This is a genomic window from Achromobacter sp. 2789STDY5608621, from assembly GCF_001299375.1.
In the GTDB taxonomy this organism is placed as follows: Bacteria; Pseudomonadota; Gammaproteobacteria; order Burkholderiales; family Burkholderiaceae_B; genus Achromobacter; species Achromobacter insuavis.
Window position 1 is genome coordinate 1 of the sequence record NZ_CYTU01000086.1, and the last position, 10988, is coordinate 10988.

At 69.7% G+C, this 10988-nt stretch carries 12 protein-coding genes; all 12 read right to left on the minus strand.

Annotated features, from left to right (window positions below; genetic code table 11):
• On the minus strand, positions 1-1300 hold a 1300-nt coding region (locus tag AOZ53_RS32535), incomplete at its 3' end, for a DUF3300 domain-containing protein (protein WP_054490991.1).
• A gap of 125 nt (positions 1301-1425) precedes the next feature.
• Positions 1426-1641, minus strand: coding sequence for a TOBE domain-containing protein (locus AOZ53_RS32540; RefSeq protein WP_006227327.1), 216 nt, complete (start codon positions 1639-1641; stop codon positions 1426-1428).
• Between the two features lie 131 nt (positions 1642-1772).
• Positions 1773-2681 (minus strand): ATP-binding cassette domain-containing protein, encoded by a 909-nt coding sequence (locus tag AOZ53_RS32545; protein WP_054434998.1) that lies wholly within the window; start codon positions 2679-2681, stop codon positions 1773-1775.
• Between the two features lie 25 nt (positions 2682-2706).
• Positions 2707-3540, minus strand: a complete 834-nt coding sequence (locus AOZ53_RS32550) for a MetQ/NlpA family ABC transporter substrate-binding protein (RefSeq protein WP_054434996.1) — start codon at positions 3538-3540, stop codon at positions 2707-2709.
• 16 nt (positions 3541-3556) lie between these two features.
• Positions 3557-4219 carry a methionine ABC transporter permease gene (locus AOZ53_RS32555; protein WP_054434994.1) on the minus strand — a complete coding sequence of 221 codons (663 nt, stop codon included), beginning with the start codon at positions 4217-4219 and terminating at the stop codon, positions 3557-3559.
• The gene (locus AOZ53_RS32560) at positions 4219-5028 is read right to left on the minus strand and encodes a methionine ABC transporter ATP-binding protein (RefSeq protein ID WP_054490985.1); all 810 of its coding nucleotides are present in this window, start codon (positions 5026-5028) and stop codon (positions 4219-4221) included. Before AOZ53_RS32560 ends, AOZ53_RS32555 begins: the two co-directional genes overlap by 1 nt.
• Positions 5029-5056: 28 nt before the next feature.
• Positions 5057-6286: an acyl-CoA dehydrogenase family protein gene (locus AOZ53_RS32565; protein ID WP_054490987.1), complete on the minus strand. Its 1230-nt coding sequence runs from the start codon at positions 6284-6286 to the stop codon at positions 5057-5059.
• Between the two features lie 26 nt (positions 6287-6312).
• The gene (gene ssuC / locus AOZ53_RS32570; RefSeq protein ID WP_054434987.1) at positions 6313-7098 is read right to left on the minus strand and encodes an aliphatic sulfonate ABC transporter permease SsuC; all 786 of its coding nucleotides are present in this window, start codon (positions 7096-7098) and stop codon (positions 6313-6315) included.
• A complete protein-coding gene (ssuD, locus tag AOZ53_RS32575) occupies positions 7098-8270 on the minus strand; it encodes an FMNH2-dependent alkanesulfonate monooxygenase (protein ID WP_054490989.1) in 1173 nt (390 codons plus the stop codon). Before ssuD ends, ssuC begins: the two co-directional genes overlap by 1 nt.
• A gap of 17 nt (positions 8271-8287) precedes the next feature.
• Positions 8288-9259, minus strand: coding sequence for a sulfonate ABC transporter substrate-binding protein (locus AOZ53_RS32580; protein WP_054434983.1), 972 nt, complete (start codon positions 9257-9259; stop codon positions 8288-8290).
• 18 nt (positions 9260-9277) lie between these two features.
• The gene (ssuE, locus tag AOZ53_RS32585; protein ID WP_054434981.1) at positions 9278-9871 is read right to left on the minus strand and encodes an NADPH-dependent FMN reductase; all 594 of its coding nucleotides are present in this window, start codon (positions 9869-9871) and stop codon (positions 9278-9280) included.
• A 50-nt stretch (positions 9872-9921) separates the two neighbouring features.
• Complete coding sequence (locus AOZ53_RS32590) at positions 9922-10728, minus strand: MetQ/NlpA family ABC transporter substrate-binding protein (protein WP_054434979.1); 807 nt, start codon at positions 10726-10728, stop codon at positions 9922-9924.
• Between the last annotated feature and the right edge of the window lie 260 nt (positions 10729-10988).

Consider the following 10988-nt stretch of genomic DNA (forward strand, 5'->3'; position numbering starts at 1 on the left):
CCCCGCCGCCACCGGCATGGCCCGCGCCCGCGCGACCGCCATCGCCGCCGCGCGGCGCGGACGCCGCCCGTTCGCCGCGCTGCGCCTGCTGACGCATGCGGTCGCCGTTGCCGGCGTCGCGCAGCGCGTTGTTGCCGTTGTTGGCGCGCGAACGGTCGCGCGCGGCCGCGGCATCCGCGCGCTGGCGCTGGGTCGCGGCCTGGCGGTCGGCCGAGGATGCGCGGCGGTCCGCCGACGGTTCGCGAGCGGCTCCCGGCGCCCGGGCGCCAACGCCGCCCTGCCCAGGCCGTTCGCCGCCGTCGCGCGGCGCCATGTGCCCGGGCGTGGGCTGGCCCGTGCGGCCCTGGAAGGATTGCGCGGCGCGCTCGCGGGCGGCGTCGCGCGCGCCCGGCGCGGATGCCGAGCCGGCCGGCCCGCGGTCGCGCGGTCCGCCCTGGCGCTGGCTGTCGAAGCGCTGGCGGCTGCCCGGATCGGCGTAGGGCGTGTTGCCGCGACGCTCCGGGTTGTGCTGCCAGGCCACGCGGTTGCCATTGGCATTGCCGGCGTTGATGCGCTGGTTGACGTTGATGTTGTTGTAGCGGTTGACGTTGATGTCGACGTCGTGGCGGCCCCAGTTGAAACCGCCCCACAGGGAATCGACCGCCGCCACCCCCAGGCCGAAGCCGATGCCGGCCACCAGCGAGGTGGCGAACGCCGAGCCGGGCGGTGGCGGGTAGTAGGCGGGCGGATAGGCGGGATAGGGCCAGGTGCCGTAGACCACGGCGGGGTTGTAGCTGGGCACGTAGATCACTTGCGGATCGGCCGGCTCGATCACCACCACGGTCTTGCCGCCCGTATCGGAAGCCGTGACCTTCTGCTGCGGCGTGCTGTTCAGGTTGCCTGCCTGGCGCGCTTGCGCCCGCAGCCGCTGGACCGAGTCCATCACGTCGTCCGGCTGCGCCAGGAAGGCGTCGCCCAGCGACCGGACCCACTCCGGCTGGCGGCCCATCATGTCCATGACGGACGGAAACGCGACCAGGGATTTGACGCTCGGGTCCCAGGGCTCGGCCTGGACCGCCTGCACGGCCGGGTCGCCGGACTGGCTGGCATGCCCGGCGGACCACAGGGCCGCGGCCGCGATGTCATCGGGATAGGTCGCCCCCATCAGGATCTGCGACAGGAGGGCATCGGGATAGAGCGCCACGGGCGCCAGCAGCTGGTCCAGCTGCCCCTTGTCGAGCTTGCTCTGGGCCGTGGCGGGCAGGCACGCGGCCAACCCGAGGCACAGACAGCCGAGGAACCACGCTTGCAGTCGACGCATTTCCCGTTCTCCGTGATCGCAACGCACAAGCCACAAACCTGGAGTGAACCGCCGGATACCGCGCAGACAATATATACCGAAACCGGCGCCCGACAAGCGCCCGTTTCGGCGGTGGCCGCGGGCGCCTAGAGCTTGGCGACCGAGACCTCGGTGGCCTTGACGAAGGCCAGCACCTCGGTGCCAACCTGCAGGTCCAGTTCCTTGACCGAACGGGTCGTGATGACGGAAGTGACGATGCCGGCAGGCGTGTCCACGTCGACCTCCGAAACCACCGGGCCGAGGATGATTTCCTTGATCTTGCCGCGGAACTGGTTGCGGGCGTTGATGGATTGAATGCTCATGGTGCTGCTCCTGAAAAATGGAAGGATTTCCGTGGGATCCCGCTCGCGCCGGAATGGCGCTTGCCAGGAAAACCGCCCCCGCGGCCGGCGGACTAGGGCCTGTTCACACTACAAGGAGCCTCGCACAGGCCCTAGACCGCGAGACGCAGATGCCGTATCTGTATGACCGGCGCCAGGGGCCTGTCGTCCCCCGCCGCCGGCGCTTCCTGCTTCATCACCACCCGCAGCACCCTGGCTTCCAGCGCCGCGAAGGCGGCCGAGCCGCGCGACCGGGGCCGCGCCAGCTCGACGCGTTCGTCCAGCACCACGCGGCCTTCGTCGATCACCAGGATGCGGTCGGCCAGCGCCACCGCCTCGCCGACGTCGTGCGTCACCAGCACCGCGGTGAAGCCGTCACGGCGCCAGATGTCCTCGATCAGCTGCTGCATGCCGATGCGGGTCAGGGCGTCCAGCGCGCCCAGCGGCTCATCCAGCAGCAGCAGGCCGGGCCGGTGCACCAGCGCCCGGGCCAGCGCCACGCGCTGGCGCTGGCCGCCCGACAACCGCGCCGGCCAGTCGCCGCCGCGGTCGCCCAGGCCGACCTGGCGCAACACCTCGGCCGCCTGGGCCCGCGCCTGGCCGGGCAGGCCCAGCGCCACGTTCTGCAGCACGCTTTTCCACGGCAGCAGGCGCGCGTCCTGGAACATCATCCGTACCCGGCTGTCGGCCGACCACTGCGGAAAGTTGTCGAACAGCACCGGCGAGCGCGCCGGCACGCCGCCCTGCGCCGCGCTGGGCGTTTCCAGGCCGGCCAGCAGGCGCAGCAGCGTGCTCTTGCCGCAGCCGCTCTGCCCCACCACCGCCACGAACTCGCCGGGCGCGATGTCCAGGTCCAGCCCCTTGAGCACCTGGCGCTCGCCATAGCGCTTGGACAGCTGGCGCAAGGTCACGCGCAGCGCGGCCCGCGCCGGCGCGGCATCGGCCGGCTCCGGCTCGCGTTCGCCGCGCCCCGGCACGTCCAGGTGCTGCAGCAGCTCGTACTCGCTGGGGTGGATGAACATGGTCCGGCCTCCGGGCGCCGCGTCCTCAGCGGGACGCCGCCAGCTTCTGCTGGTAATCGGTCTTGACGAAGCCGGCGAACGATTTCTCGGTCACCGCCAGGAACTCGGGCGAGGCGTAGGCCGCGGCGATGTCCTTGACGAAAGGCTTGTCCAGGTCGGCCGTGCGCACCGCCACCAGGTTCTGGTAGGTGGGCGTGGTCTTCTCCAGCGCCAGCGCCTCGGTCAGTTTCAGGCCCGAGGCCAGCGCGAAGTTGCCGTTCACGAACGAGTAGTCGGTGTCTTCCAGCGAACGCGGCAGCTGTGCGGCTTCCAGCGGGATCAGCTTGATTTTCCTGACGTTCACGGCCACGTCCTTCTCCGACACCTGCAGCGGGTCGTAGCCTTCACGCAGCTTGATCCAGCCCAGTTCCTGCAGCACCACCAGCGCGCGCGCCTGGTTGGTCGGATCGTTCGGCACCGCCACGCTCACGCCCTCGGGCGCGGCGTCCACGCTCTTGTACTTGCGGCTGTAGATGGCGATGGGCGCGGTCGGCACCTTGACCAGTTCCGACAGCTCCAGCTTGTTCTTGGCGGCGAAGTTCTTCAGGTACACGATGTGCTGGAACGCGTTGGCGTCCAGCGCGCCCTGGGCCAGCGCGAAGTTCGGCTGCACGTAGTCGTTGAACTCGACGATGCGCACGGTGTAGCCCTGCTTCTCCAGGATCGGCTTGATGCCGAGCTTGATCTGGTCGCTGTAGGGGCCGGCGGTGGCGCCGAAGACGATTTCCTTCTTGGCCGGATCGGCCGCCAGCGCGCCGCCGGACAGCGACAGGACGGTGGCGGCCAGCGCCAGGCTCAGGAGATTGCGTTTGACGGACATGGGGTTCCTCTCGGGATCAGCGTTTGTCGATGCGTCGCGCGACGGTATTGCCGGCGAACTGGATGATCTGCACCAGCACCACGAGCAGCGCCACGGTCAGCACCATCACGTCGGTCTGGAAGCGGTAATAGCCATAGCGGATGGCCAGGTCGCCGATGCCGCCGCCGCCCACCACGCCGGCTACCGCGGAATACGACAGGAAGCTCACCGCCAGCACGGTCAGGGCCAGCACCAGCCCGGAACGCGCTTCCACCAGCAGCACCCGGCGCACGATCTGCAGTTCGGATGCGCCGGCGGCGTGGGCGGCCTCGATGACGCCGCGCGGCACTTCGCGCAGGCATTGCTCGACCAGCCGGGCGAAGTACGGAATCGCCGCGAACGACAGCGGCACCGCCGCCGCCACCGGGCCGATCGAGGTGCCGGCGATCACGCGGGTGAACGGCACCAGCGCCACCAGCAGGATGATGAACGGGAACGAGCGCACGGTATTGACCGTCCAGCTCAACAGCCGGTGCGCCAGCGGGCGGTCGAGCGACTGGCCCGGGCCGGTCAGGAACACCAGCACGCCGAGCGGCCCGCCCAGCAGGATCGACGCGGCCAGCGCGATCGCCAGCATCAGGAAGGTCTGGCCGACCGCCACGCCCAGCTCGGGCAACAATTGCACAAAGGTGTCCAGCATCAGGCGACCTCTTCATAGGGATGGGTGGCTTCGCGGATCAGCTCGCGGCCGAGCGCGGAGGTCAGGTGGACGCCGGCGCCGGAGATCTCGGCCTGCTCCAGCACCTGGCCGTTCTCCATCACCGCCACGTGGCGGCACAGCGCCCGCACCACCGCCAGCTCGTGCGTGACGATGACGATGGTCACGCCCAGGCGCTTGTTGATGTCGCGCAGCACGCTCAACACCGAGCGCGTGGTCTCGGGGTCGAGCGCCGAGGTCGGTTCGTCGCACAGCAGCACCGCCGGCTCGCTGGCCAGGGCGCGCGCGATCGCCACGCGCTGCTTCTGGCCGCCGGACAGCTGCGCCGGATGGCTGGCGGTCTTGTCGGTCAGGCCGACGATCTCCAGGCATTCGCGCACCCGCGCCGCGATCTGCTCGCGGCCGCGGCCGCCATGCACCCGCAGCGGAAAGGCCACGTTCTCGAACACGGTCTCGTTCTGCAGCAGGTTGAATTGCTGGAAGATCATGCCGATGTTCTGGCGCGCGGCGCGCAGCGCCGGCTTGCCGAGCACGGTCAGTTCGGTGCCGCCGACCCGCACCGTGCCCGCGTCGGGCCGTTCGAGCAGGTTGATCAGGCGCAGCAGGGTCGACTTGCCGGCGCCGCTTTTGCCGATGATGCCGAAGGTGTCGCCGGCGCGGATCGACAGCGACACGTCGCGCACCGCGTCGAAGCGGCCGGCGCGGGTGGCGAACGACTTGCTCACCGCGTCCAGCCGGATCAGCGGCTGCGGCAGCGAGGCCAGTTCGGGAAGGGAGGAAAGATCGGTCATCGGCGAATCAAGGTGAAGGTCATGCGCATCAGGAATACGCGGTGGGTTCGGGAATCTGGTCCAGCAGCGCGTAGCGGCCCAGGTCGCGGATCTTGTAGGCCACGGGGTCGTGCAGGGTGTGCACGCGCGCGTTGCGCCAATAGCGGTCGTAGCCATAGCGCGCCGCGGTGGACGAGGCGCCGGTGACGTCGAACAGGCCGTCGCCCACCTCCAGCGCGGCGCGGTGCGCCAGCACCTTGGCCTGGGCGCCGGCCACCGCCACCTCGCCGCGCTCGTCCGCGGTCAGCGACGGCCCGCGCGCCAGCGCGGCGTCGAGCCTGAGGCCGGCCACGTCGGCCAGCGCCTGCGCCGCCTGCACCCGCAGCCAGAATTCGCCGAAGCGCTCCTGCACATAGGGGTCGTCGGCATGGCGCTGCACGCCGGACGCGAACCAGGGCCGCGCGTCGTCGCGCACGTAGCGGCGCGCTTCGCGGAAGGCGCCGCGGGCGATGCCCAGGTAGAGGTTGGTCATGATCAGCTGGGCCACCTGCGAGCGCAGCGTGGCGCGCGGCGCGGGATCCACGCCCGGCGCCTGCAGCACCTGCACCGGCTCCAGCCGCACGTGGTCGAAGCGCACGGTGCCGCTGTCGGTCTGGCGCTGGCCGAACGCGTCCCAGTCGGGGTTGACGGTGATGCCCTCGGCGCGCGTCGGCAGCGCGGCGATCAGCGCGGTGCCCGAAGGCTTGTGCCAGGCGGAAAAGGTCAGCAGGTCGGAGCCGACCGAGCCGGAGCTGAAGCTCTTGACGCCGTCGATGCGATAACCGTCCAGCTCGGCCCGCGCCACCACCCGCCGGTCGAGCGGATTGAGCGCATTGCCCCAGAACAGGTTGCGCTCGACCGTGGGCCGCAGGAAATAGTCATGCTGCGCGGGCGTGCCATAGAGCAGCACGCCGGCCACCTGCAAGTGATGGAAGCCGAACACGTGCGCCAGCGCGCTGTCGGCCTCGGCCAGCGTGCGCACCGCCGCCAGCACGGTCGACCAGCTGGCGCCGGCGCCGCCGTATTGGGTCGGCACCGACAGGCGCAGCAGGCCGCTGGCGCGGATCCGCTCGCGCTCGGCGGCGGCGTGGCCGCCCTGGCGGTCGCGCTCGACGGCGGTGGCGGCCAGTTGATCGGCCAGGGCCTGGACGGCGCGCGGGATGTCGTCGGCCGCGCGCGCCGGCGCGGCGCCGGCGGCAGGCGCGTGTGCGGTATCGGGGTCGGTCTGGATCTTGGCCATGGAATCTCGTCGTGGAAGAAGGCGGGTCAGGCCGGCCGGTAGGCCGGGTTCCAGCGCAGCAGGCGGCGCTCCAGCAGCCGCGCCAGGGTGTCGGCCGCCTTGCCCAGCAGCGCGTAGAGCAGGATGCCCAGCAGCACCACGTCGGTCTGCAGGAATTCACGCGCGTTCATCGTCATGTAGCCGATGCCCGATTGCGCCGAGATCGTCTCGGTCACGATCAGGATCACCCACACCAGCCCCAGCGCGAAGCGCAGGCCGACCAGGATCGAGGGCAGCGCGCCCGGCAGGATCACGTCGCGATACAAACGCCAGCCCGTCAGGCCGTAGGAGCGCCCCATTTCGATCAGCGCCGGATCGACCGAACGGATGCCGTGGAAGGTATTCAGGTAGACCGGAAAGAACACGCCCAGCGACAACAGCGCCAGCTTGGCGGTCTCTTCGATGCCGAACCACAGGATGATCAGCGGAATCAGCGCCAGCACCGGAATGTTGCGGATCATCTGCAAGGTGGTGTCCAGCAAGGTCTCGGCGGTGCGCGAGGAACCGTTCAGCAAACCCAGCGCCAGGCCCAGCCCGCCGCCCAGCAGCAGGCCCCACAGCGCCCGCAGCGCGCTGATGCGCACGTGCTGCCAGAGCTCGCCCGACGCCGCCAGCGACCACGCCGCCGCCGCCACCGCCGACGGCGCCGGCAGGATGCGCGACGACAGCCAGCCGGCCTGCGCCGACAGCTGCCACAGGCCCAGGATCAGGGCGGGGACCAGCCAGGGCGCCAGCGCCGCGCGCCAGCCGCCGGGCTTGCGGGCGTCGGCCATCAGCTGGCCGCTTCCTTGGGCACCAGCTCGGTGGCCATGACTTCGCCGAACGGCCCGGTGAGCACCGTGTTGCCGACCTGCTTGCCGCCCTTGCCGGGCAGCAGCGGAAACACCAGCTCGGCAAAGCGGTACGACTCTTCCAGGTGCGGGTAGCCGGAGAAGATGAAGGTCTCGATGCCCAGGTCGGCGTATTCCTGGATGCGCGCGGCCACGGTCTCGGGGTCGCCCACCAGGGCGGTGCCCGCGCCGCCGCGCACCAGGCCGACGCCGGCCCACAGATTGGGCGAGATCTCCAGGTGCTTGCGGCCGCCGTGTTCGTCATTGAGCTTGCCGCCGTGCAGCGCCGCCATGCGGCGCTGGCCTTCGGAATCCATCTTCGAGAACGCCGTCTGCGCGGCGCGCACGGCGTCCTCGCTCAGGTGGCTGATGAGGGCGTCGGCGGCGGCCCAGGCGGCCGCTTCGGTCTCGCGCACGATCACGTGCAGGCGGATGCCGAAGCGCACCGTGCGGCCATGCCGCGCGGCGCGCGCCTTGATGTCGGCGATCTTGCGCGCCACGGCCTCGGGCGGCTCGCCCCAGGTCAGGTACACATCGAGCTGTTCGGCGGCCAGTTCGTGCGCGGCCTCCGACGAACCGCCGAAGTACAGCGGCGGATAAGGCTTCTGCACCGGCGGGTAGATCACCTTGCCGCCCTTGGACACCAGTTGCTCGCCCTCGAAGCTGTAGCCTTCGGCCTCGTGGCTGTTCTCCAGGATGCCGCGCCAGATGCGCAGGTAGTCGGCGGTGATGGCGTAGCGCTCGTCATGGCTGACGAAGACGCCGTCGCCCTCCAGCTCGCCGGGGTCGCCGCCGGTCACCACATTGACCAGCAGCCGCCCTTCGGACAGGCGGTCGAAGGTGGCGGCCATGCGCGCCGAGAACTGCGGCGAGCTGACGCCGGGGCGGATCGCCACCAGGAACTTCAAGCGGCGCGTGGCGCCGATCAGGCTGGACGCCACCACCCACGCATCCTCGCAGGAGCGTCCGGTGGGCAGCAGCACGCCGTCGTAGCCCAGCGTGTCGGCGGCCACCGCCACCTGGCGGAAATAGTCGTAGCCGGCCGCGCGCGCGCCGCGGCTGGTGCCGAGATAGCGCGAATCGCCGTGGGTGGGAATGAACCAGAAGACGTCCATGGAATGCCTGCCCTTGTCTATTTCAGGCCCGACGGCGCGGCGTCGAACACGTTGAGGGGTTTGGGGATCAGCTTGAGCGCGTGGAACGCATCGGCCACCTGCTGCTGCTCCTGCAGCACTTCCCGCGTGATCGGCTGCACGCCGTAGGCCAGCCGCTCGGCGGCCAGTTCGACCACCGCCTTGTCCAGTCCCAGCACCGGCTGCAGCAGCGCCACGGCCTCGGCGCGATGGTCGCGGGCCCACAGGTCGCCCTTGCGGATTTCCTCCAGCACGATCTGGATCACGTCGGGATGCGCTTTTTCGTAGGGACGCGCCGCCAGGAAGAACTGGTAGTTCTTGACCACGCCGGCGCCGTCGGCCAGCACCCGCGCGCCCAACTGCTTCTCGGCCGCGGCCTGGAACGGGTCCCAGATCACCCAGGCGTCGACCGACCCGCGCTCGAAGGCGGCGCGGGCGTCGGCCGGCGTCAGGTAGGCCACGTTCACGTCGGCATAGGGCACGCCGGCGCGCTCCAGCTGCTTGACCAGCAGGTAGTGCACGTTGGAGCCCTTGTTCAGCGCGACCTTCTTGCCCTTCAGGTCGGCCACGCTCTTGATCGGCGAGTCCTTGGGCACCAGGATGGCCTCGCTGGTCGGCGACGGCGGCTCGTTGCCCACGTACACCAGCGCCGCGCCGGCGGCCTGCGCGAACACCGGCGGCGCCTCGCCCACCGTGCCGAAGTCGATCGAGCCGACGTTCAGTCCTTCCAGCAGCTGCGGGCCGGCGGGAAACTCCGTCCACTTCACCGTGATGCCCTGCGCCGCCAGGCGCTTGTCCAGGTCGCCCAGGGCGCGCACGATGGTCAGCGTGCCGTACTTCTGGAAGCCGATGCGCAGCGTCTTGGCCTCCTGCGCCTGCGCTTGCGCGGCGGGCCACAACAGCGCGGCGCACAGCAGCGCCGCCAGCCAGCGGAAGACGGAAAGACGCGATATCCAGATGATGCTGCGCATGCAAGCCCCTTGGTTGGTTCAGACGCTGAAGCCGCCCGCGAGCGCGAGCCGGCCAAGATCGAATGCTTCGTTGACGACCACGCCGCGCGGCCGCACCTGCTCGGCCAGGCGTTCCACCGAATCCTCCAGCCGCGTCCGCACCTCGTCGTCGATCACGCTGGCGCCGTCGTCATCGATGCGCACCTGCTTGTCGGTGGCGTAGACGCCGGCCAGGATGTGGCGCGCGCCCAGCGCCGACAACACCGGCTTGAGGCCATACTCCAGCGCCAGCAGATGGGCCGGGCTTCCGCCCGTCGCGATCGGCAGCACCACCTTGCCCGCCAGCGCCTTCTCGTCCAGCAGGTCCAGCACCGCCTTCAGCCCGCCCGAGAACGAGGCCTTGTAGACCGGCGTCGAAATCAGCACCGCGTCGGCTGCGGCCACGCGGGCTCGCAGCGCATGCGCGGCCGGGCCGGCGTAGTGGCCCTCGACCAGGTCTTCGGCCGGCAGGTCGCGCAGCCCCAATTCGCTGATGGCCAGCCCGCGCGTGCGCAGCAGCTGCGCCGCATGGCGCAGCAGGGCGGAGGAACGGGAACGCTGCGACGGGCTGCCCGCCAGGGTGAGGATGCTCATGTGGGTTGGCCGGTGTTGCGTTGAAGAATCGTGCGCGGCGCCAGGCCGGCTCAGAAGGCGGGAATCAGCGAACCCTTGAATTCGCTGTCGATGAAGGTGCGTACTTCGGGCGACTGGTAGGCGGCCACCAGTTTCTTGACCCAGGGCTGGTCGCGGTCCTTGGTGCGCACCGCGATGATGTTGGCGTAGGGACCATTGGCGGCTTCGCGGCCGATGGCGTCGCGCGCCGGTTCCAGGCCGGCCTGGGTGGCGTAGTCGTTGTTGATCGAGGCGGCGGTCAGGTCGTCGAGCGAACGCGGCAACTGCGCGGCATCCAGCGGCACCAGCTTGAGCTTGCGCGGGTTGGACACCACGTCCGAGGGCGTGGCGTTGTTCTTTTCCTCGGCCTCGGGCTTGAGGGTGATGAGCTTGTAGGCGGCCAGCAGGCGCAGCGCGCGGTTGCCATTGGACGGATCGTTCTGGATGCCGACCGAGGCGCCTTCGGGCAGGTCGTTGAGCGATTTGATCTTGCGCGAATAGAAGCCCAGCGGCGCGGTCACGGTCAGGCCGACCGGCACGATGTCGAAGCCGCGCGCCTTGATCTGGTTGTCGAGGAAGGGCTTGTGCTGGAAGGCGTTGGCGTCGAGGTCGCCGGCGTTCAGGGCGGCATTGGGAAGCTGGTAGTCGTTGAACTTGACCAGCTTGATCTCGAGGCCGTCACGGGCGGCGACCTTCTTGACGACGTCGAAGATCTTCTCGGTGGAGCCGACGGAGATGCCGACGGTGATGGTCTTTTTTTCCTGCGTGTCGGCGTGGGCCGTGCTGGTCAGGGCCAGGGCGAGGGTGGTCGCGGTGAGCAGGTGGCGAGTGAAGGACATCTTGTTTTTCCGACGATATTCGAATGAGTTGACTGGATTCTGTCATTGCGAAATCTTTGGGAAAAATACTTAGTGGGTATGAGGATATGTGGTGTGGGTTGGTTTTTTTTGGGGTTTGGGGGTTTTGGAAATATGAGGTTATTTCGGGGAGTTTGGGTTGGTGGGGGAGGGGGCAGGGTTTGGGTTCTTAAGGCGCGCGTGGTGGGGTCGGTGGGGGATGGCGGGGCTACGATTGCGGTCCGGAGCGTTCGCTCCGGACT